This window comes from Desulfobulbus rhabdoformis, from assembly GCF_016919065.1.
GTDB classification, from domain to species: Bacteria; Desulfobacterota; Desulfobulbia; order Desulfobulbales; family Desulfobulbaceae; genus Desulfobulbus; species Desulfobulbus rhabdoformis.
The window spans coordinates 137644-158953 of the sequence record NZ_JAFFQA010000001.1 but is presented as its reverse complement, the minus strand read 5'-3'; the positions used below and the strand labels follow the sequence as shown (position 1 = coordinate 158953).

The window sequence follows — 21310 nt, the reverse complement described above, 5'->3', positions numbered from 1 at the left end:
CAACAAAATCATCAATTAATCATTAAAGAACAGTATGTTAAGAATCTCGCCTCTCGCTTTCCTGTAACCTAGTGCGCAAAAAAAATGGGAGCGAGAAAAGGGAAAGAAGAAACAGCAAACCCAATGCTCCCCTGGCGAAGGTAACGTCCCAGGTCCAGGGGTGAATCCCGAATCTGGGGCTGGAGGATACAAAAGAGTGGGCCACTGACAAGAGAGCAGGCCAGCCCAAGGAGAAGTTCCGCTGCCTGAATTTCATTGAAGGTAATTGCGGCATACGGGGTCATGATCATGGCGAAACTTAACAGGCCAGCCTGAATACTGATACGGGCAAGACTCCTTTTTCTCTCTTCAAAGGCCCATTGTGCGATAAAAAGGCAAGAAAGTTCAACCATATATGCCAGATTGTAACACAAAAAAAGCTCTCCATGACCTTGGCGGTAATAGAGCAGCAACCAAAAAAGTCCGGGCAGGGTCACGGTCAGGGTGGAGTGAATGGTGTGCACCCGTTCCTCCACCTTTTTTTTGACCGGACCAAGAAAAAAAGTATTGATGAAGAGGATACCCGGGGCAATAACCCACTGCCAACCGCCAGCAGTCACCGAGAGATAGGTAACCAGGCTTGCACCGAGGATGGCTGCATCATCAAGCTTCGTCCGAGAACGCACAAGAAAGAGACTAAGGGTAACAGCCACAATGAAGACAATCCTCATAAGGATTTGCAATGCTGTGAAGTCGTCGTAGACGTTGAGCAGAATACAGACGCACAGCGGTATGAAAAGGTTGTCGAGACCTTGCCAGGCAACAGCTTCGACAATGGTCACCAAAAGACCGATAAGCAGGGCTATGAGCAGACACTCGGCCCTACCGATAGTCGTCATCAGTAACAGGGGAACATGAATGCACAAAAAAGCCGCGAAAAAAAAGGTCAGGCTACCTTCCCAGGTTTTGTGTCCCTCGGCGGTGGTGTAATGCTGTTGGCCGTATCGGGTGCCGACCAGGGCGGCAAAGGCGTCGGCCAGGGTGAGCACCAACACCGAGAGGCTGTAATAAATCGGGCTTTCGAAAGAAATGTACCAGACCATGGCCACAGCGACCGGAAAAAACAGTTCTCCCAGGGAAGAACGTGCCACACCGTGCAGACTCGCGCCGATGGAGGTACGCAAGCCTGGCAATACCCTGACAACAAGAAGTGATGCCCCCGCAACTGTCGCCAACAGAAACACGGGCCAGGATTCCAGAAATATGAAGGGGAAGAACGCACAGATCAGCCCCATACCCATGTGGACCGTTTTACGGCTCACCTCGGCCGAGAGAGAGAATCGCTTGCAGCCGTAATAGCAGCTACCAAGAAGGAGCCCAAGGCTGGCCAGCACGAGAAGGATACCAAGCCAGGGATTCATACAATCTCTTCCACGATGAAGGCCGAATAGAAAAAAGCCTTGTCTTCATTCAAGAGCCTTGTCTCTAACTCATGCTTGCGCTCTACCCTATCCCCCCACTCCGGCGGACAACAACGAGGTGCCAGCATGTTCCAGTAGGCAAGTCGCCCACCGCTGCGGCCAGCAGCGACAATCTGTGCCAGTACACGCTGGGACGTCTCCTCCGACATATATTCAAAGATGTCGCTGAGGTTGAACCGGTCCACGCTTTTGGGGCCTTCAGCCTCCAGCACTGACTCCAGGGTGCCCAGGCGAATCTCCAACCGATCGATGTTATTGCGGATGACCTCAAAGTGTTCTTCCCGCAGGGCGTGCGGCAGAGCTTTGCCGTGGTGACCGGTGAGAATCCAATGCAGGTAGGGATTGTCGCCGGGATCGAGATCGCGCAGTGCATGCCGGGTCCGCTCAAGAATTTTGTCGGCAACGCTGCCCTTTACATAGGCAAAAAAGGACGGATCCCGGCCGAGTCGCCCCATCATCCAGCGGGAAAAAAAGAGGCGAAAAAGCATTCGCCAGCGAAAGGTATCCCAGGAGGCGTCGTAGAACGCTGCGCATCGTTGCGGGGAGCCCCCTTCCAGCAACTGTTCCACCTTTGTGCGGCTGTGAATAAGCGGGATAATATATTTGCGAAAGAGCATGAAATAGTGCTCAAACTTACCCGCCGCGCCGATGCCATCAGCAATACTTTTTTGGTTGTTGTCCCAGAAATTGCGGCTTTCTCCAGAAAGACTGGTCCGACATTGCCCATAGAGGGAAAGCCGCTTTTCACTTGGCCGAGACCCCATCAGTTCAAGCAGTTGGGTATACGAAAGACACCTGAAAGCGGCCACCCGCAACTCGATACAGGCCAACTGGGCTGGGTTTAAATCGACGGCAATAACCCGCTCGGGATTTTTAGTCAGGAGCGACAGGCAATTATCGCCTGCCGAGCCGATGCCCACACAGACATCTCCCTCCTGGACCTCCAGCCCCTGAAGGAGAATATCGGCATCCTCCCAGCACTGGGCATAGCGGATTGTCGTAAAGGAGGCCTTAGCCGCAATTTCCGTGTCAGGCATCTTCGTCTCCCCGGGCAAGCACTCGTACTCTGCCGGTGCCCCCATCAAGTTCCACCGTATCGCCATTGCGGAGCCAACTAGTCACCCCTGGCACCGAAACCACTGCGGGGAGCCCCAGCTCGCGGGCAACGATTGCCGAATGGGAGAGGAGGCTGCCCCGCTCCACAAGCAGGCCCGCAGCAGCCGGAAACAGCATGATCCAGCCCGGATCGGTCCGCTCGGCAACGAGAATGGCACCAGCTGGCAGTTCCACGCCTCTGGGATCGCGGACAACCCGTACCTGGCCACGCACCACCCCCGGACAACAGCCGATACCGTGCCGTATCCCTTGATCCCTTTCCTCGGGCTGCTGTTTTTCATCGCCCTGATAAAAGTCGTTACCGACAAAGACCTGTCCCCGGGTCTGGAAACGGTCGGCAATGGGTGGCATGGCTGCGTACTGTTGAAAATGGGCCTTACGCACCGCAACGATGCCTTTCAAATCCGGGCAGGAGGCAAATCCCTCGACAAAACCGAGGATCTCATCCTTTTCCAGGTAAAAAATATCACTATGCTCCTCTAGTTGGCCAAATGCGGCAAACCTTTTTCCGAGTTCGACCAGGATCTGTCGAACCCGGCCGAAGAGTCTGGTGCGCTCGAAACGAAGGTTTTCCCTGGCCTCAACCCGCGCCCGCGCATGTTTGAGGACGAAGGTGAAAATTCGGCGGCGAAGTCCGTTGCCGCCAAGAGCAGCCATTGCCTGTTTTTCCGCTGCAATTCGTGCATCAACGGCACCACCGGCTTGTACGTGCTCCTTTCGGGCCGCAAAATGGCCGATGGCCCGCAAAAGTGGCAGGGGGTTCTCATTAAGAGAGATACTTTCCAGCTTCAGCTCGTCTATGCACCGGTCCCCGAAGGTGTTCAAATACTCCCCAAACAGGTGGCCCATATCCTCGTGATCTTCCAGATAACTGAGAATCTCGCTGGGCGAAGCCTCCTGAAACAGGTTGACGGCTTCCTGATTCCCGCGGATACAGGCGGCAAGTTGGCCAACCCTCCTTGCGGGCTCGGCGCTGATGACCTTGCCGCTGCCCCCCACCAGATCATTTTGCAGGGTTCCATGGGTATCATTGCACCAGGACGTACACAGTTTGGCGAGCACGCCAAAAAAGATCATCGCAAAAAAATCGTTGATCAGGGGCGCATCCCAACGCAGAAGCAGCCGGGTTTCAAGATCGCGGTACGAGGCGGTCAGTTCGTCGGCTCGCTGATCGGCAAGAGCTATTGCCGGTTGGGCTAAGGCTGCATCAAGACGGCGATAGAACCGTTTGATCGTGCGCGGGAGGAGTAGATAACTCCATCCCATGCCAACTAGCGCCTTGCTCAGGTAGATAAAGCTTAATAGACGGTTCGACTTTGGCCGCGGAATGAGTGCAAGCAGTTCATCCCCCATCTCTTTGCGCACCCCCATCATCTGCTCCATAAAGCCGCGATTGATGGAAAAACCGGGAAAGCAGGCGAGCAGGCGATACCAGTTGATCAGGTTGTAGTACATTCTGCCGTGCATCAGGCCAAGCAGCCCGCGGTAGGTTTCCTGATTGGCGGCGATAACATGACGGGGAACGCCCATGATCTTGCAGAACTGCCTATACACCTCCTCGTAGATCGAGCGGGCAAAACTGTAGGTCAGTGGCGTGGTCACGCCTCCGTAGGATTCGGCGATGTTGGAGTTATCCCAGATGTTGGCCCGTCCTTCCGGATCGGGCACCTGGCCAAGACTGGTGATGGGCCGAGACTGGAGCAGGTAAAGCCTGCCATTCTCCCAGGCCCATTCAATATCCTGAGGGCATCCCCGATGTTTCGAGCAGAGCCTGGCAAGAGCCGCCACCTCTGTGGCCATTGAATCTGACAGAGAAAAAGACTGTGCCTGTTGTTGGTCGTGCTCCACCCGTTGGGGGGTACCATTTTCCAGATAGAGTCCAAAGGGCTTTATAGCAGCCTGTTTAAAGACAATTTCGCCTTTGCGCGTCACCCGGAAGGTGTCGGCATCAAGCTCGCCATCGACCAGGACGCTGCCCAGCCCCCAAACAGAGGAGACCAGCGCATGCTCCCAGTTACCACTGATTGGGTCGACCGCAAAACAGACACCTGCACACTGTGCCTGAATCATTCGTTGCACAATCACTGCAGGAGGAACGCAAGCGCCCAACCCGTGCTCGGCCCGATAGGCCCTGATATGTTCGGAAAAGGCAGATCGCCAGACCTCGACAATATGCTGGGCTACTTCAGCCTTGGCAACCCCAAGAAAGGAATCGAGCTGGCCCGCAAAACTAAATCCCTGGGAATCCTCATCCACCGCTGATGAACGGACCGCAAAGGTGGCATCTTCCAGGGAAGGCTGGTCAAGTGCCTCTTGCAGTTGTGCGAGCAGAGTATCGCTCATCTGCCAGTCAGCGGGATCTCTTTCCAGGCACCCTCTGGCGACAAAGGCGGCCGGCGTGACCACAAACCAAGCAGGAATGGGGAGCCCATGCAAGCACTGGAGGGCCGCAGCCTTGCCCCCCATCTCCTCAAGACGCATGGCATGCTGCGGAAATCGAATCATATCATCCATGGGCAAGCACTCCTGGAAGAAGACCAAGGGAGAGGTACAGGCAGAGCGTCCACAGGGCTGCCGCTAGTTCAAAGCCTTTGGCCCTCCCATCCGTCTGCCTCTGCCGAAATACAAAAACAAAGAGACCACAACCGCAGCCGCTGGCGATGAGGACACTGCCCACTGCGGTAAACGCACCAACCTTCCAGGCCGTCAGGCTGGCAAACAGCGCGGTCATCACGATCATGACGAACCAGACCAACGCCGCCTCGCGGCATCCCCAAAGCCGCGAGTAGGTTTCCACGCCCTCCTCTTCCTGGGGTGGGGTTCGTATTTTTCTGCCAATCTCGATGACAATGCCGTTGAAAAAACTGGCTGCGAGAAAATATATCAGCCCCTGTGGCGGGGCAGTGTCACCAACGACCAGCCAGTCGGTCGACGAGGCATAGAGATCGATCAACGGCATGATCAGCATGTGGGTCCAGAGATAGGTGATCGGCCGGGCTTTAAGCCAGTCACGGAGGCCAAACTCAAAGCTCATCATCGCCAGGTAGCTCCAGGTGATCAGGAGCAGCAGCACCAGCTGTGGCCTCCACCACAGCACGAGCCCCAACTGGATCAGGCAGGCGAATACAAAAACAAACGCAAGTTCGCGCAAGCGAACCAACCCACGCGGTACCGCCCGGTAGGGTCGATAGCGGCAGTCTTCTTTGTTGTCTTTGAACTCGTCTGCTATGCGCAGCTGAAGGAAAAAGAGCAGGCAGGAGATAAAGGCCACCGCAACAGAGGGCCACTGCGGCCAAACCTCGGCCCGAAGATGGGAGGAAATAGAAACCGCGCAAAAGCTGAAGGCCAAAATCAGCGGTCCATGGGCAATCAGGGGAAACCGTTCTTTTTGGTAGATCCAGAAGCGTTTCCAGAGAGGAAGGTTTACTTCATTCTTTACTTCATTCATATTGTATGGTGAACTGTCGTCGAAAAGCTCAGATTGATTGCATTACACCTCGTCGATCAGAAACGAATCATCGTTTCCGGGCGAGATCATCATGTGCCTTGGTAAAGTCGCCTGCCGAGAGGGAACCAATGATCGAAATCTCTCCTGCCAAAGCGGCGGCGGCGCAGACCTCGGCAAAAGCCTTGGCATGGCCCGCCCCGGCCAGCCCCATCAGCTCCAGAGCCGCCTGTTGACTTGGCAGTTTGGTCCCGCCCCCCACCGTGCCAACGATCATGTTGGGTAGGGTGGCAGAGACATACAGGGCATTGTCGTCCAGTCTGGCGAACCGGGTGATTCCCACAGCCGCCTCGGCGACACAGGCCGCGTCTTGGCCGCAGGCTATAAAGAGGGCTGCTAAACCGTTGGCATAGTGTCCCTGGACGCCAATGGTCCCGGTCATCACTCCGCCAAGGGCCGACATTTGCCAGTACTGGACCATTTTTTCCGGGGTGGTATGGAGAAAACGTTCGATCAATTTTCCAGGAATGACAGCCTCGGCGGTCACCTTCTTCCCACGAACCGTGGTGAACGACTGGGCGGTTGCCTTCTTGTCACCCGAGGCATTGGCCTCGACAAACCAGTACTGCGGCTTGACCGGCGTCTGGGCGATCACAAAATCGCAAACCGCCTGGGTGGCGATGGTGACCATGTTCTGTCCAGCCGCATCACCAGTGGTAAAGTCACAAAGCAGATAGAGATGGCTTCCCTGAGCGGCAAAACGAATGTTTTCAAGGATACCAAACCGGGTGGTTTTCGCGGCGGCCTCCTTCAGGCTCTCCTTGTGGGTAAGCACCCAGTGGGCAAAGAGCAGCATCTCACTGATGGAGGCAAAGGCAAACCCAGGAGAGCGGGTCACGCCTTCGGCAAGAATCACCGCCGAACACCCTCCAGCTTTTGAGAGCACCACCGCTCCGCGATGATAACTCGCCACCAGGGCTGCTTCGGTGGTAGCAAGGGGCAGGTAATAGTCGCCTTGGGCAAAGCTGCCGTTGACCCTGAGAGGCCCTGCAAGTCCCACCGGAACCTTGACAGTACCGATGCAGTTCTCGATGTTGGCACTGTAGACTTCCATATTCTCGCCATCATAGAGGGGCCTCGGGATGGGTGTTTCCTGACCGACCACTGTTTGCCAACGGCTGCGCATTGCCTCGGGATCTGATCCCTTGATATTGGAGAGCCGCTTGTAAGGTGTGGCCGTGTCCGGTGCAAGTCGCTGACAGACCTCCTCCGATGAATGATCGTGAAGAAGGGTGTTAGCCAGCTGTTCCATTTTCTGGGCATTCTGGGTCATTGTGTCTCCAGCATGGTTGAAACGACAGAGTTCAGGGAATTACGGCTTATGCACAGGGGTAAACTGCCGCAGGAGTTCCGGGTAGTTGACCTTGGCATTGTGACGTTTGTCCATTGGAATGGAGGAAATAATCAGACGGTCGATATGAAACCGGTCGATAAGAACGGCAAGCAGATTGGAGGTGGCAGCGTGATCGAGGTCAGTTTCCACGACCAGTACCCGCTCCTTGGCCAGTTGGCAGAAAGCGGCTGCGGTTATCCCCTGAAACTGTCTGGCAGCGGTCTCGAGAGCGAACGGATAGGCTGTGCCATGGGCGTCGTGAATGGCAGCGGAACAGCGGCCAAAAAGCCAGAGCCGTCCCTGCTCATCGAAGGAACCAAGATCGCCGGTGCGATGCCAGATCTCTCCCTTAACCGAAAACTTGTTGGCTGCATCACCGATCCCATCCAGATAACCGGTGAGTACATGTTCTCCGTGCACCACGATTTCTCCAACTTCACCTCTTGGCTTTGTCAGCTCCGCAAAGGCATCTGCACCAAGTATTCCCAGTGCCTTCCCCCACTGCTCGGTGATAATCCTGCAGTCGATCGCCTCCACCACGGTACCGGCAAGAAGCCCTCCCCCCGACTCCATACGGCGGTAGTCATTGTCGCTCATATCGACGCTGCACAGTTCAGCAATGGGTTCTGCTTCAGTGCTGCCATAAACCGCGATTATCCGTGTTCGAGGCAGCGCCGCTGCCAGCTTTTGCATAAGATCAGGAAAAACCGGGGCACCACCGGTATACAAAGCGCTTAGACATCCAAGATGTGCACGGCTGGGATGCTTGAGCAATCGCGCAAAAAAAGCCGGTGAGGCCACGCTGGTAGCCGGGCTGTATCGGGCGCAATCATCGAGGATGGGTCCGGCAGAAACCTGAGCCGGTCGTTTCAAACTGCCCCTTGGAATAATGGTGGTGACCCCACAGGCCATGTTTATCAAGGCGAAGATGGGTAAGGTGGCTAGGTCGCTTTCGCCCGGTTGCAGCTGCAGGGTCTCTTCAAGCACTCTTTTCTGAGCCAGCAGAAATCCATGGGTGCGTACGGTCCCCTTAGGCTGACCGGTGGATCCTGAGGTGAAGGTAATCAGTGCGGGGGTTTCGGGAGAACAGGCAACCGGAGTTGTTGTTGGTGCAGACTTTGAGCGACTCGACCAACGACGAACAAAGGGGAACCAGCCGATGGTCAGTGCTGGTTGTACCTTGCGAAGAGCCGGAATTTTCAGACGCAACACTTGGGCAATCGGGGTACCGATTATCCCCTTAGGTTTGGCTCTCTGACAACAGGCCTCCATGGTGCGGGCATCGGCTGAAGGGTCAATGAACATGGCTGTCAGCCCCAGACGCCACAGGGAGAGGAGAATGCAGTACAGCTCGATCGACATGGGCACAAAGATCAGGACCACATCCCCCGCTTCGAACCCCAGCGATTGCAACAAACCACTTCCCTGGGAAGATTGCTCGTTCAGGGTCTGAAAGGTGGTGCTTTTGCGACCGTGGCGAATCGCCACCTGTTTCCCACGTTGCGCAGCCTGGGCTGCCAGCAGTTCAACCACGTTCATGAAAGCGTCTTGGCAAAGAGGGTATACCTCCGGATGAGATCACTGTTTCTGCCTATATTGGCCGATACATTGCCGCTGTACATCAGAGCATGTATGGCCGAATCAAGACCATTTGTGAGCGCAGCTTGCTGAACCTCTTCCACGAGAATGGCACCAAGGCCGCCGTACCGCCTTTTACTGCTGACCGCCAAGGTTTTGATAACCAGACGACTGAGCGGTTGCCCCCGTTTGAGTTGGAGCAGATCGGGGATGGCAAAGACAAATCCGCAACAGGAGTCGACACTATCGTGTGCCAGTAGCACGTACCGGGGATCGATATGATCGACAAACGGGAGGTACTGCTCCAGGAAGGTCGACTGGTCAATCGCGGAATAGAGAATGTTGTTCGAAAAAGCTTCCCGGGAAAGGTCATAGACCTTGGTAAGTTCTTCCTGAAAATGACTAAGATCTATGGTCCTCCAGGTCACTCCGGCATCCATCAGCCGGGTCCTCGCCTTCACAAGCCGCGGATCGGTGGCGGCAAGGTCGCGCACAACAGTGGACATATATTCATGCCGAGGGACGAAACCAGACTCAAGCCAATATCCTGGCCATTCTGGCGGGTTCTCCGGCTCCATGAGAAAAGGGGCTGCCCCATCTGACCAGGTGACGAATCGGTAGGCTTTCCAGGTGTTGCCATTCATCGGGCCGTAGACCGTTGCACAGCCACTTTCCCGCAGAAGGTTGCAGGCCGTGGAAAGCAACTGATGACTCTGCTGGCTGTCTTTAGCCCAATAGTGGCCGATAACTCCATAGGCATCCTCAAGCATAGCCTCTGGAGCAAACCAAACGCCGCAACGGCTTTCGCCTGCAATGAGGCATTTATCCGGAGGATTTTGCCGAAACCCATTGAACTCGGGGGCAAAGGGAAGCTGGTCTATTTCAAGTATCTCGAGCGCCATAGTTCATGGAGAATTGAAGATTGCTGGACGCGTAAAAAGGAAAAAAAACATATAATTCAAAGCTCTTCCTCCCCCCTCTAAAACAGCTGCAGACAGGGACAAATACATAAAAGCCTATAGACGGGATAGTCTGAATATATAAGCAGTAATCTCTTATATCATGTTCTGGCAGCAGTTGGCCAGCTGATACGCGTCCCTCACAAAATTCTTCATCAGAGGTTGCGCTCTTGAACAAAGATTGATGCAATCCAGGACAAAGAGCGCCCAGGCCTTCAGGTTAAACGACAGATTTCTTCATGTCGAAAGCAATCAGTCAGGTGATCGTTGACCATTCCGGTTGCCTGCATAAAGGCGTAACAGATAGTCGGCCCGACAAAAGTAAACCCATGTTTTTTAAGATCCTTACTCATCAGGCTGGACTCTTTGGTCTGAGCCGGCACCTCGGCAAGACTCTTCCAGCTATTCTGCCGTGGAATCCCATCGACATATTTCCAGAGGAAGGTATCCAGTGATCCGAATTGTTCCCTGATCCCCAGCGTTGCCCGAGCATTTTTAACGGCTGCCTCTATCTTGAGGCGATTTCGCACGATCCCCTTATTGGCAAGTAACTCTTCTATTTTGCGCGGTGAATACCTGGCGATCTGTTCACAGCTAAAATTATCAAACGCCTGTCGATAGTTCTCTCGTTTTTTCAAGATGGTCAGCCAACTCAAACCAGCCTGCGCTCCTTCGAGAATCAGGAATTCGAACAGCCTCTGCGCATCATGGATGGGCACCCCCCATTCCTTATCGTGGTAGGCTATATACAACGCATCGTCACCACACCAATCACATCGTTTTATCATCTTTTCTCTTCTCTTAAAATTTATGGGAATCTTGAATAATTGCTTTTTCTGCCAATCCCGGCGTCATGCTTAAAATTTTATCCTCGGAATATCACATATATGCCTGCGGTAAAATTTTGCGCAATCCTTGGCCTTGATTGAAAAATCTAATTATGCATGACACCCGTATATCTGTGAGCACTCATCAGTCCATCAGTTTCGCTGTTTCTTGGATGCAGTCAAGCACAGTCGTGTCGAAGACCATCCCTCCCTTTCCCTTATTTTCCTGCCGCCATGCAGCGTAGGCACTATCAAATGATTCTGGATAAACAGCACCTTTTGTGAGTGGCTTTTTCACACTGGCCTTTAAAGCCTTCTCCGTGATTGCCATATGACGAACCAGACGCTCAACCTGCCAGGCCGGAGCATTATGCGCTCGACCGATTACTTCAATATGATATATTCCGCTATTGACAGAGTTTTCAATGTCATGGACTATCACCCACCGTTCCAGTTTTTCAGTGGGATCAATTGACCAGATCCCAGCTTGATGCGCAAAAAAGTCTACAGCAAATGCACTTGAACACGCGATGCTCAACATGACCATACAAATGATAAATCTGCCCACGTGAATTCCCTCCATGCAATGGACAAGGGGCAGCCACCGACTTCAGTTCGCATCCCCTCTTTTTCGCTCACCTGTTGATCGCTTGAAAATTCTGCAGCGGCTGCCTTTTGATATGTTCTTCTTACTCATTCACATCATTAATGATACGATTAAACCAGTACAAACGCATCAAGGAAATTGGACGACATATTATCAGGGACAAGCGCAACAAAATCACGCAATCGATAGTAATGCAAAAAAGGAGAAGAGCCATGGTCCTACAGCCAAAAACCTCTGTGGCAGCTTTCATCGCACTGTTTTTTTCCATCGCTCTTTTAGGGAGTTCAACCGCTTTCTCCGCGACCAAAAACGAAACGGTTTTAAAGAAGGTCAACAGCGCAACCTCTCTTCAGGAAATCAGTCGCGCAATTCAAAACGCTCAGCTCTCCAAGGCCGAACTCAAGAAGATGGAAAGAGAACTGAATTCGGCTCAATACAAGAAAAAGATAGAGCGGCTCATCTCCAAAGCGAAAATGAAGAACGAGACTCTTACCCAAACGCCGCAAGCAGCGGTCCATAGGCAATCAAGCGGACAGGCAACTCCAGTAAAAACGGCAAGACGGCCGATTCCAAAGACCCCAGATAAGGTGATAAAAGCTAAGCTCATGAAGGCCCGTCAGAACAAGTTGAAGGCGCAAAGGAGTCTGCCCCGAGCCTCTACAATGGTGAAGAAGACCGACCTTGCCATGATGAGAGGGCGGCTTGCCACCACTGGACCGGTCGCATCTATTTCCGGTTTGGCGCCTAGGTCGGGTGGTTCCGGTGCAACGGTTACCATCACTGGCACTGACTTCGGTCCACAGGGGCGAGTCGCAATTATCGTGGGGGAACCCAGCGTTGGAAGGGGGCAACTACTCTTTGCAGATATAACAAGGTGGACAAACAGCCGTATTACGGTGAATCTCCCCAGGGCGTTGCAGTCTGCAGTGGGCGAACATGAGAAGTCCGGTCTTATTTGGGTCAAGCTGGCGGGTGGTGAAACCGGGCCCTATAAGGAGTTCACCTTCAAACCCAATCTGGAAGCGCTGACTCCTGTTATTTCCGAGGTCACCCCCAACCCCATATCCCCCGATTCAAACATCTTGATCATAGGGGAGCATTTTTTGACATCGAGTAAGCCGACCGTCAAGGCCCTTACCTCAGGGGGTGAAGTCGAACTCAATGTCACCGAGTGGGGAGATGAGTACATCTACGTCACCTCGGAAAAGGATTACCATGGCACGCTCAACCGGATACCAGACGGGGGCTTTAACCTGCTGGTTAGGAACCATTTGGGCCAGGAAGTACGTAAGGCGGTGACGATGGCCCGCCGTATGGAGCGCAGGACCATTCATTACGGACATTCACATCGGGTGCAGTGCGAGGCCTGGAACTCGTCTAAAGATCGGCCTTCGGCATTCTGCCTAGCGGGAAAAAAGAAGACCTTCAGCTTTCCGTATACACGATGTGCTGGGTGGAATGTGATCGATTATACGGTTCGTATCGAGGATCGAGGTTGCTGCAGCGGTTATTCTTTTAAAAAGGAACCCTTTGGCAATGACCCGAGCTACGAGGTTGAGCTCTGGGCCAACGCCTACGGATATATTCAGCTTCAAGTCGACGTCGAGCTTGAAGGACCAGAAGGGACGAGTTGCTGGTAGTGGTTAAAGAGAAGTAAGGTTCATAGAGTTCTGGTCCATCTCAATATCGTGCAAAAGTTGACTGCCCAAAGGCCTAACCGCCTATTCAGCTAAAGAATTATATCGAAATCCTAAGCCGAGGCACCGATCTACCGGGTATGTGAATTTCAAAATCAGACAAATCTACGTGATCCGGAACGACAAAAACCTTGCATACTCTTGGCATCGAGAAGGGTTTACAGTTGAGAGATGCTGATATGCAACAAGATATCCAGCGACGATTCAGTATTGTTTGGGCTCGTACGGTATTGGAACTCAGGGGTACCCCTGCCTGTATTGAACTTGAGGACCAGCCCCCGCCAAAACAGCAGATAGTCACCTCAAGATCTTTTGGACAATTGATCACTTCACGATATGCGATGCGTCAAGAGAGAGCTGTAAATTTACGGAGAGAGCTTGCGCTAAACTGCGAAGTGGTGGGCCATATGCACGAGCCATTACGGCTTTTATTGAGACGAGTCGCTTCTTAGAGGATAAGGGGCCAGCAACACGGGGCGATGCATCGAGACGAGTAGTGGTCACCCCAATTTTATCCGGAACAGAGTTTACATCAATCAGGACCTACTCCCCAAGATCCTCTACTTTGTAAACGGCGTACCCTTCATAATAGTAACTCGCGTCAATGCCCTTCATATAGATTTCGCTGTCATTGATTTTGTCGGTCAGAGCCCGCTGCAATAGGAACTTGATTTCAATATCCTTAACGGGGCTGCGCTCCATGGCGAGAAGGTAATCATTCTTGTCGACGTGGCTCCAATCGACTACCTTTTGCAATTCCTTTTTCAGAATGAGATCGAGCCAGATACGTGTGCTACGTCCATTGCCTTCTCTAAAGGGGTGGGCGATGTTCATTTCCACATATTTTTCGATGATTTCATCGAATGTCAACTGGGGCATGGTTTCAATATTCTTCAAAGCGGCTTCCAGGTACATGACAGGCGCGAACCTGAAACTGCCTTTGGCTATATTGACTGTCCGGATTTCCCCAGCAAAGTCATAGATTTCTTCAAACAGGTATTTGTGTATCTCCGCCAGGGTCTTAAAGGTTCCTACCTCCAGGGAGTCCAACCTGCCGCTGGCAAAGAGGCGGTATGCCTTTGCCTTGCTGATACGCTCTTCTACACGGGCGAGTTCAACCGCATCTATGATACCGAGTTTGTTTTCCAGGGTCATGAGAGGCTCCTTTACCACAAAAACATCTTTTCAAGTCAGGCTTTATAGGGGCTTTGTATGAGTGCGGAAAAGCTAAAGAGAGTGGCCAGTGAAAAAATCCCATTCGTACAATTTGTACATCAAAAACCACAAGGTGTAAATAGACACAAAAAAAGGGCTTAACAGCATGTTATTGCCGTTAAACCCTTGTTTCTAGCTGGTCGGAACGAGAGGATTTGAACCTCCGGCCCCCTGAACCCCATTCACATTTTAAATCAATAATATTATATATTTATTTAATTAATGTGTAAAAATTTGTGTAATCTTTTACATCTCAAAAGAAGCTAATTTGACGAGCATCAAGAACAAAATTATTGAAAATCGATATTCACCCTACCCGTCCCCGCATTTTGATTGCAACCAAATCTTTCAGCACCAACATCATAGCCATTGACTTTGTTATCATCCATGATAACATTTAACCATGAACTGGCACATAACTTTTTACAACGACAAGGTCGAACAGGCCACGCTATCATTTCCTGCGGGGATTTTAGCCAACTTTCTTCACATAGCTGAGATGATAGAGGAATTTGGTCCGGCACTTGGTTTGCCATATACCAAGTCGGTAGGTGATGGGCTATTTGAGATACGAGCAAAAGGAAAGGAAGGTATTGGAAGATCCTTTTTCTGTACCGTAAAGGGCAAAGAGGTCATTATCCTCCACTCGTTCATTAAAAAAACTCAAAAAACACCAAAAAAGGAATTAGCAACCGCCAGGAAAAGATTAAAAGAGGTGAAATCATGAGGACATCACTTAAAGATTTCAAAAAGAAAGCATTGCAAGACCCCGAAGTCAAAAGTGAATACGATCGCTTATCTTCCGCCTATGAGTTGAGGAAGCAGCTCATAAAAATTCGTAAAGATGCGGGTTTCACGCAGGAGGAACTGGCTGAACTTCTCAACACGAAAAAAAGTAATATTTCTCGGCTTGAGAATGTCAATTCCAAAATTTCTCCAAAACTCTCTACCATCGAGGACTATGCACGGGCAGTTGGTTATAAGCTTGAAATTAATTTTGTCCCACAAATATAAGATATTGCATCACGAATGAGCTCAGCGTTCGCATGTCTGATGAAATCGAAATTCTAAAAACGCGATTTCAAGAGGCATTAACTGAGATAGATAAAGAGAGGATGTTTTGGAAAATCGTGTAATTAAAGATGGTAATGAACAGTAGTAGTGTTAATTTCTGAGGATTCTGAAAATTTTCAACCTTCGACGTGGCAATATTAACGTGAAGCTAGGAGCGCCAGCTTGAGTAAATAGCCCATAGCCGTTCTTTGATAAATTCCTGGAAAATAGACCCGGGTCCCTCAGCCAACTTCACAGCCCCCTGAACCTCATTCACATTTTTATTAATAATTTTATATTGCTACAGATGTTTCGTGTAAAATATTGTGTGAATAATTCTCATCTCAAACCTTATTTTTCGAGGGGTTAGGGAATAAATTTACAGAAGTCTAAATTCGATGCCCCCTCATCCGTATGTTTTCGATCAAACCTGCCAACACCCAGCAAAAGATTAACAGGAAGTGTTGACCCTGAACACTTGCCTAACAATACCCCACCACCCTTGCTCAAATGAAGCGCGGGTGGCGATGATTCCATAGCAGGTTAGTTTTTGCGCATTCTGTCGAGTCGTTTGCGAAACGTCTGCGCCCAGTAATCAAAAGCATCATTGGTGTCTTCCCATTCGCCACGGAATACTCCCTTACCCCCTTGTCGGCGATCTACAGCTGCAGCAGGTCTTTCCCCAGTTACTGAATCGATCATATCAAATTCGGTGCCGGCTTCACCCGTGCCCAGATTATTGTCAGGTTGCTGGCTCCCAAAGTGGCGACAAAGATCTCCGCTCTGCGGATCTCACCGGTCTTTCCATCCAATACCTGCATGGTCTGGCCGGAGTAGTCGGCAAAAAGCTTTTCTCCGGCGCGATGTTCCTGGCACATCACCGGGTCGACCGTGCCACGCCATCGTTCGTACTGTTGGAAAAACCAGCTGTATTACACCCCTCTGTATGCTTTTTTTTGTACTCCTGCCAGAGACCTGCCGCCTGGGCACGCAGCGGGTAATCCGCCACAGTGCTTCGGCTTACTGATACAATCAAGGCCACCTCACGATTGCTCAATCCGTGGCCGTAATTTAACATCAGTATTTTGTAAATCTTGCGCATGGATAATCTCTCCGCCGGCATCTTGTCCTCCTGTGAAAAAGGAGATCAGATACCAGTCATTATCCCGCGCCGCTACCCCTTCAACAGGGTGGCCGGATTCCACCGGAATACCCGGCCGGAATTGGTGGCCGACTTGCTCCGGAATACGCAACTTTTCCCCAGACGCGGAGGCCTACATAAGGCATATCGAGTATCGGGATAAAACGCTGCGCCGCTATAATCGAAATTTTTACGACACCATCACATATATTCTTTCAACTGAAAAATACTGCCTCGAAAATCCCTTATTCAGAAACAGTTAAGATGCCTTGGTCCCAGTTTCCGTTTGTCTTGACGCATAAATGATCTGATTATCGGTAAAAATGTTGATGATCGTTACAAGTGAATTCGCATGTAACTTACCGCCGGACAACGAGCAACGTTTATGTTGCGCGCAACATTAAATTGTCAACGATCAGTGAGTCGGGACAGAGCGAACAACGCATAACTACCTTTAATTACGTCAATAAACGAATAGACGCTGCCTGTTGAATTTTGGGCATTAAACTTGCTTAAGAAAGATGAACAGAATGTATGTCGTGGCAGCAAGAATCAACGCCATCGACCAATATCTCCCATACAAAAAGGTGCTTATGAATTTTACTCATGTTGCCATTTTTGTTGGCTTGCAGACGGCATAAAAAATCACCAAGGTTCTGCAGGATACCTCGCAATGCTGATAGATGCATATACGCGAGGTCACGAATAACAAGGTCGCCTTCTTTGACAACATCAATGGTCAGCGTTGAATTGGTTGCATCCTGGTCATTAAACGCATTCAGACTGAGATCAACGATGCTGCCAGAGACTAAATCATATTCAAATTGGATCCTGATACTGGCTGCGGATCCACTGCCGCCACTACCGGGGTAATACGTGGATAAAGATTGATCTATTTGAAAACAAACAGAATCTTTAATCAAAATTCTTTCAAATTGGTCACAGCTTATTAACGTCGCCCTTCCCCCGGCCAGCTGTTTGCTGAAGAGTTCAGCGAGGGCTGCGGTGAGAAAAGAAACCGCACGCTGGTTAAAGCGCTCGTTCAGCGATTGCTTTTTGATACATATGTCGTGATCCAATTCCAGTTTGATGGTGAGATCATTGAGACTCTCAAATGCCAATGCATCACTGTTAAAAGCCAGCAGACAAAGGAAGGTGAAACCGCCTAACTGGCTTGAGCGCTGAACGAACTTGCTCTCACGAGCCAAAGATTCGATTTCCTGCTCGGTAAAGAAGCAACATAGTTGTTTTCTGATCGATTCCTCAATCAGTAGATACTCATTTTTTTCAACTCTCTTAATGGTAAAAAATAATGCAAGTTGCTGAAAAAACGAGTATATTATCTAAAAGTCCAAGTCGTTATACCACCAACCTCCGAGAGTGATTAGTAATCATTCTCGGTAAAAGGGAGTGCCATTATGAGGCTGGGGGCTTTGAAAGTTTTTTTGCGCCTAATTTTCTGTTTTTTCGTGTTTAATTTGAATGCGTACCCCTTAGCCTGACGGCTATGGGGGAGTGTTGTCTCCCATTTTAGCTAAAGGGGAAATCTTGGGACATCGAATACTCTTTCACATCAGTCATAAAAAAGCACTTGAGGTGCTTGTGTGGCTTGCAAGTAACAAGTCGATGATAAATATTTACCATATTGCCAAAGTTCTGTTTTACGCCGATAAAATCCATATGAATGCGTATGGTAGACCCATTTTAGGCGATACCTATTACAAATATCCGTACGGTCCTGCCCCCTCGACCATCTTGCATATGGTGTATCAAAAAACTGAATTTTTTTCCCCGCGGCAGATTGAAGCATTTAACGCATCTATTCGTGTCGTTAAGGAACAGTATGTTTCGATCAGTGCGAAAAGGGAACCGGATCTCCAGTATTTTTCCCAATCAGACCTGGACGCTCTTCAGGAATCGTTGGATACATATGGAGATCTGTCATTTGATGAGATTTTTCATCTGACACATAAAGAGAAGTGCTATATAGCAACGGAAGATCAGCAGCCCATCGACTATGCGCTTATGCTGGATAATGATAACCCCCATAGGGATTCTATCTTAGAGAATATGACCGAATCCTCTCGATACATAACCATGTAATATGGCATTTACTCCTGGATCAGCATACAAAATCGTCTTTCCCCTGATGGAAGGGCTGGCAAAAGAGAAATACATTCTTTGTGTCGCGAACAGTGATAAGTATCTGGTCCTTTTTATTGAACCAGAGAAAAAGCAATATCAAGAAGATTCCTCTCAGGTGCGTGTATCTCCTGCGGATCTACCTTTTTTGTCCTGTGAATCGTTTGTTAATACGGCAGAAATTATCATCTGTAACCCTGTGACCTCGCAAATAGTTGCTGACTATGGGCAAATTCCCCAGCAAATACTCAGAGAAATCCTTACTGTTGTGCATACGAGCAAAACGCTTGCGGCAAGGCATATTGAAACGATCCGCCTTTGCCTGGGATAAGGGGCAGAGAGGGACTAGCCAAGAAGCGATCAGTCAAGAGCCTCCGGTTTAGAAAACAGGTATCCTTGTATTATGCGTAAGGGGGTGTTCTTAATCAGATCAAGCTGAGCGGTGGTCTCAACCCCCTCAGCCACCAGTGAATATTGATGCAGTTCTGCGATATCGCAGATTATTTTGAGCAGGTGGAAGGCTTTGGGGTCTTTTTCCATCTGATGGATAAAGCTTTTATCGATTTTCATCTCATCGAAATCGATGTTCACCAGATAGTTCAGTGAAGAGTAGCCTGTGCCAAAATCGTCTATAGAAATTTTGACACCAATTTGGTGGAGCTGTTGTATGGTTGCCGAGACCGCTCGGTGATCACTAATGAGCACATCCTCTGTAATTTCCAGTATGAGCCTGTCGGCTACCATTGCATGCTTGCTGAGCATGCTGTCAACGTATTCCACAAACCCCTGGGCGAGAAAAGAAAGCGGAGAAATGTTGACCGATACCGTGATCCCCTCGCCGTATTTAACGCAGAGCTTGCGGTAATCGCCCAGCACCCTGTCCAGCAGGTAACGGGTGAACTGATCTGTAAGGTTGAGCCGGGCGATGGCCGGGATGAAGATTCCCGGAGATATAACCCCGAGTTCCTCAGAACACCATCTGGCCAGAGCCTCCACCCCGGTACAGGTCATAGTGCTGTAGTCTATCTTGCTTTGATAGTGCGGCACAATTTCATTGTCCATGATGGCATTGCTCAGGTGCCTGCTCATGAGCAGTTCATTTTCGATCTGCTCACGCATATCGTCTTGATAGATGTGGATGTTGAAATCGTTGCTCTCTTTGGCAACTTTCATTGCCATTGTTGTCTTTTCGTAGAGTTCGTCAAAATCGCCCGTCTCCTGGGCACACATGGCCATGTGAAAGTCTATTCCTGCTCCTGATACCTCCGCTTTGATGGAGGATTTGAGAGTATCCCTGAAACCGTAAACAATTTCTTTAACCGTCTCTTTCTGGTTGTTTTCAATCCAGAGGGTGAACTCGTTGCTGCTGGTCCTGGCTATCTGGTTGATCCCCCCGGGGTGGGTCTTATGGTGCTCAGCAATGAGTTTGAGCACCCTGTCTCCCTGTTGGAAGCCCATGGTGGAGTTGATGACTTTGAGTCCGGCAATGTCAAGCTGCACCAGATAACCTGTGGCATTGGCGTTTCTGATGCGGCTGTTGACCTGCTGGTTTAGGCCGTACCGGTTGTGCAGGCCTGTGAGTTCGTCAAAGTAGGCCAGGTATTCCAGTTTTCGGTTTTTATTTTCGATATTTTCTCTGGCTTCTCTGAGGGCGAGGATCATGCCGTTGTACCCATCAACGAGATAGGCGATTTCATCTTCGCTCTCTGTCTGCTTGATCAGTTCGTACTCGCCCTGAGCAACCTTTTCCAGCCCGCCAACGATTGTAAAGATGGGTTTGACGATTTTTTTGACACTTCTCACGCCGATGATTCCCACGGTCCCGACTATGCCGATGGTGAGGGAAAGGATGTAAAGGAGAATCATGCGGGCATCGCGATTGAAGTCCTGCTTGTAGGCAGTAGCGACGACAACCCAGCCCCAGTCCGGTTCATATGCACTGTAGGAAATCTTCTTGCCCACTTTGTTGGAATGGGGAAGCAGCCAACTGTACGAGAAAAATCCACCTCCCTTCCGGGCTATTGCAATCTGTTCCTGTACCAGGAAGGTGTCTTTGTTGGCCATATCCCGTACATTCCATACATTCTTCCCTTCCAGGGTCGGATGCATGATTTCAACTCCTTTCAGATCGTAGACAATGAAATAGCCGTTTTCTCCCAGGTTCACATGGTTGTGCAGATCGCGCGTGCCATTGGGGTTGAGGGGGGAGAGCAGGGTGGCCTTGATGTATTCCTGCGCGGAATCAAGACTTTTAACCCCGGATTCTACTTGGGCCTGTTCTGCCTGAATGAGCTGAATAGCCTGAATGACACTATTTTTTAATATGATCTCACCCTTTTGATTCAGCGCATTTCTGGCGGTCATGAAACTGACGGCACCAATGGTGATGGTGCCTAAAACCAACATGGCGATGAAATTTTGGATAAGTTTTTTCTGAACAGAGCCTGACTTTAAACGTGATGCATTCATATGAGCCCTCCAGCTTCGTACAATCTATTCTACGCTACTGATTTTTCGATGGAAAGCGCATGGGATAAAAAATGCTGATTTTACGGAGGAAGAACTCTGGTTTTCAGACATTGCACTGAGATGAGCTTGCAGCCCGCAAGTCCAAAATGGGATCTTTCTGTATTTTTAGGAGCAGTTAAAAATAGAATATATAAATGTTGTTTCTTGC

20 protein-coding genes are annotated in these 21310 nt (G+C 50.3%); 5 read left to right on the top strand and 15 right to left on the bottom strand.

Annotated elements, in window-relative coordinates:
* Window positions 1-68: 68 nt before the first annotated feature.
* The 9 genes from JWJ90_RS00745 to JWJ90_RS00705 form a co-directional block, all read right to left on the bottom strand.
* Entirely contained in the window at window positions 69-1400 is a 1332-nt protein-coding gene (locus JWJ90_RS00745; protein WP_205225265.1) for a diacylglycerol/polyprenol kinase family protein, read from the bottom strand.
* A complete protein-coding gene (locus JWJ90_RS00740; protein ID WP_205225264.1) occupies window positions 1397-2497 on the bottom strand; it encodes a BtaA family protein in 1101 nt (366 codons plus the stop codon). Before JWJ90_RS00740 ends, JWJ90_RS00745 begins: the two co-directional genes overlap by 4 nt.
* Window positions 2490-5090 carry a PEP/pyruvate-binding domain-containing protein gene (locus JWJ90_RS00735; protein WP_205225263.1) on the bottom strand — a complete coding sequence of 867 codons (2601 nt, stop codon included), beginning with the start codon at window positions 5088-5090 and terminating at the stop codon, window positions 2490-2492. Before JWJ90_RS00735 ends, JWJ90_RS00740 begins: the two co-directional genes overlap by 8 nt.
* Window positions 5083-6024 carry a UbiA family prenyltransferase gene (locus JWJ90_RS00730; protein WP_205225262.1) on the bottom strand — a complete coding sequence of 314 codons (942 nt, stop codon included), beginning with the start codon at window positions 6022-6024 and terminating at the stop codon, window positions 5083-5085. Before JWJ90_RS00730 ends, JWJ90_RS00735 begins: the two co-directional genes overlap by 8 nt.
* 67 nt (window positions 6025-6091) lie before the next feature.
* Window positions 6092-7354 carry a hydroxymethylglutaryl-CoA reductase gene (locus JWJ90_RS00725; RefSeq protein WP_205225261.1) on the bottom strand — a complete coding sequence of 421 codons (1263 nt, stop codon included), beginning with the start codon at window positions 7352-7354 and terminating at the stop codon, window positions 6092-6094.
* A gap of 39 nt (window positions 7355-7393) precedes the next feature.
* Window positions 7394-8953 carry an AMP-binding protein gene (locus JWJ90_RS00720; protein ID WP_205225260.1) on the bottom strand — a complete coding sequence of 520 codons (1560 nt, stop codon included), beginning with the start codon at window positions 8951-8953 and terminating at the stop codon, window positions 7394-7396.
* The gene (locus JWJ90_RS00715) at window positions 8950-9894 is read right to left on the bottom strand and encodes a hypothetical protein (protein WP_205225259.1); all 945 of its coding nucleotides are present in this window, start codon (window positions 9892-9894) and stop codon (window positions 8950-8952) included. The genes JWJ90_RS00720 and JWJ90_RS00715 overlap by 4 nt, the downstream gene beginning before the upstream one ends.
* Window positions 9895-10166: 272 nt before the next feature.
* Entirely contained in the window at window positions 10167-10739 is a 573-nt protein-coding gene (locus JWJ90_RS00710; RefSeq protein WP_205225258.1) for a DNA-3-methyladenine glycosylase I, read from the bottom strand.
* Between the two features lie 184 nt (window positions 10740-10923).
* Complete coding sequence (locus JWJ90_RS00705) at window positions 10924-11346, bottom strand: DUF5086 family protein (protein WP_205225257.1); 423 nt, start codon at window positions 11344-11346, stop codon at window positions 10924-10926.
* 251 nt (window positions 11347-11597) lie between these two features.
* On the opposite strand from JWJ90_RS00705, the gene JWJ90_RS00700 reads away from it, so the two are divergent.
* Entirely contained in the window at window positions 11598-13025 is a 1428-nt protein-coding gene (locus tag JWJ90_RS00700) for a hypothetical protein (RefSeq protein ID WP_205225256.1), read from the top strand.
* A 600-nt stretch (window positions 13026-13625) separates the two neighbouring features.
* On the opposite strand, the gene fic is transcribed toward JWJ90_RS00700, so the two are convergent.
* Entirely contained in the window at window positions 13626-14237 is a 612-nt protein-coding gene (gene fic, locus JWJ90_RS00695) for a protein adenylyltransferase Fic (RefSeq protein WP_205225255.1), read from the bottom strand.
* 463 nt (window positions 14238-14700) lie between these two features.
* On the opposite strand from fic, the gene JWJ90_RS00690 reads away from it, so the two are divergent.
* Entirely contained in the window at window positions 14701-15024 is a 324-nt protein-coding gene (locus JWJ90_RS00690; protein WP_205225254.1) for a type II toxin-antitoxin system RelE/ParE family toxin, read from the top strand.
* Window positions 15021-15311: a helix-turn-helix domain-containing protein gene (locus JWJ90_RS00685; protein WP_205225253.1), complete on the top strand. Its 291-nt coding sequence runs from the start codon at window positions 15021-15023 to the stop codon at window positions 15309-15311. Before JWJ90_RS00690 ends, JWJ90_RS00685 begins: the two co-directional genes overlap by 4 nt.
* Before the next feature lie 582 nt (window positions 15312-15893).
* Here the strand turns inward: JWJ90_RS00685 and JWJ90_RS23870 are convergent.
* From JWJ90_RS23870 to JWJ90_RS00665, 4 genes are all read right to left on the bottom strand, one after another.
* Window positions 15894-16052, bottom strand: coding sequence for a DUF3313 family protein (locus tag JWJ90_RS23870; protein WP_205225252.1), 159 nt, complete (start codon window positions 16050-16052; stop codon window positions 15894-15896).
* Window positions 16049-16228: a transposase gene (locus JWJ90_RS23865; protein ID WP_205225251.1), complete on the bottom strand. Its 180-nt coding sequence runs from the start codon at window positions 16226-16228 to the stop codon at window positions 16049-16051. Before JWJ90_RS23865 ends, JWJ90_RS23870 begins: the two co-directional genes overlap by 4 nt.
* Window positions 16228-16452 carry a sigma-70 family RNA polymerase sigma factor gene (locus JWJ90_RS23860; protein WP_205225250.1) on the bottom strand — a complete coding sequence of 75 codons (225 nt, stop codon included), beginning with the start codon at window positions 16450-16452 and terminating at the stop codon, window positions 16228-16230. Before JWJ90_RS23860 ends, JWJ90_RS23865 begins: the two co-directional genes overlap by 1 nt.
* Window positions 16453-17003: 551 nt before the next feature.
* The gene (locus JWJ90_RS00665) at window positions 17004-17699 is read right to left on the bottom strand and encodes a transposase (protein WP_205225249.1); all 696 of its coding nucleotides are present in this window, start codon (window positions 17697-17699) and stop codon (window positions 17004-17006) included.
* A 340-nt stretch (window positions 17700-18039) separates the two neighbouring features.
* Here JWJ90_RS00665 and JWJ90_RS00660 point away from each other — a divergent pair, with 340 nt between their 5' ends.
* Window positions 18040-18594 (top strand): Panacea domain-containing protein, encoded by a 555-nt coding sequence (locus JWJ90_RS00660; protein ID WP_205225248.1) that lies wholly within the window; start codon window positions 18040-18042, stop codon window positions 18592-18594.
* Window position 18595: 1 nt separating this feature from the next.
* Window positions 18596-18964: a hypothetical protein gene (locus tag JWJ90_RS00655; RefSeq protein WP_205225247.1), complete on the top strand. Its 369-nt coding sequence runs from the start codon at window positions 18596-18598 to the stop codon at window positions 18962-18964.
* 29 nt (window positions 18965-18993) lie between these two features.
* Here the strand turns inward: JWJ90_RS00655 and JWJ90_RS00650 are convergent, their stop codons facing one another.
* The gene (locus JWJ90_RS00650) at window positions 18994-21102 is read right to left on the bottom strand and encodes an EAL domain-containing protein (protein WP_205225246.1); all 2109 of its coding nucleotides are present in this window, start codon (window positions 21100-21102) and stop codon (window positions 18994-18996) included.
* Window positions 21103-21310: the final 208 nt, after the last annotated feature.

Bases quoted from the DNA above. Each gene is read 5' to 3' on its own strand.
- fic (WP_205225255.1), bottom strand. From the start codon at position 14,237: ATGACCCTGGAAAACAAACTCGGTATCATAGATGCGGTTGAACTCGCC.
- JWJ90_RS00690 (WP_205225254.1), top strand. From the start codon at position 14,701: ATGAACTGGCACATAACTTTTTACAACGACAAGGTCGAACAGGCCACG.
- JWJ90_RS00740 (WP_205225264.1), bottom strand. From the start codon at position 2,497: ATGCCTGACACGGAAATTGCGGCTAAGGCCTCCTTTACGACAATCCGC.
- JWJ90_RS00655 (WP_205225247.1), top strand. From the start codon at position 18,596: ATGGCATTTACTCCTGGATCAGCATACAAAATCGTCTTTCCCCTGATG.
- JWJ90_RS23870 (WP_205225252.1), bottom strand. From the start codon at position 16,052: ATGATCGATTCAGTAACTGGGGAAAGACCTGCTGCAGCTGTAGATCGC.
- JWJ90_RS00720 (WP_205225260.1), bottom strand. From the start codon at position 8,953: ATGAACGTGGTTGAACTGCTGGCAGCCCAGGCTGCGCAACGTGGGAAA.
- JWJ90_RS00700 (WP_205225256.1), top strand. From the start codon at position 11,598: ATGGTCCTACAGCCAAAAACCTCTGTGGCAGCTTTCATCGCACTGTTT.
- JWJ90_RS00725 (WP_205225261.1), bottom strand. From the start codon at position 7,354: ATGACCCAGAATGCCCAGAAAATGGAACAGCTGGCTAACACCCTTCTT.
- JWJ90_RS00650 (WP_205225246.1), bottom strand. From the start codon at position 21,102: ATGAATGCATCACGTTTAAAGTCAGGCTCTGTTCAGAAAAAACTTATC.
- JWJ90_RS00715 (WP_205225259.1), bottom strand. From the start codon at position 9,894: ATGGCGCTCGAGATACTTGAAATAGACCAGCTTCCCTTTGCCCCCGAG.
- JWJ90_RS00710 (WP_205225258.1), bottom strand. From the start codon at position 10,739: ATGATAAAACGATGTGATTGGTGTGGTGACGATGCGTTGTATATAGCC.
- JWJ90_RS23860 (WP_205225250.1), bottom strand. From the start codon at position 16,452: ATGCGCAAGATTTACAAAATACTGATGTTAAATTACGGCCACGGATTG.
- JWJ90_RS00745 (WP_205225265.1), bottom strand. From the start codon at position 1,400: ATGAATCCCTGGCTTGGTATCCTTCTCGTGCTGGCCAGCCTTGGGCTC.
- JWJ90_RS00735 (WP_205225263.1), bottom strand. From the start codon at position 5,090: ATGGATGATATGATTCGATTTCCGCAGCATGCCATGCGTCTTGAGGAG.
- JWJ90_RS00685 (WP_205225253.1), top strand. From the start codon at position 15,021: ATGAGGACATCACTTAAAGATTTCAAAAAGAAAGCATTGCAAGACCCC.
- JWJ90_RS00730 (WP_205225262.1), bottom strand. From the start codon at position 6,024: ATGAATGAAGTAAAGAATGAAGTAAACCTTCCTCTCTGGAAACGCTTC.
- JWJ90_RS23865 (WP_205225251.1), bottom strand. From the start codon at position 16,228: ATGTGCCAGGAACATCGCGCCGGAGAAAAGCTTTTTGCCGACTACTCC.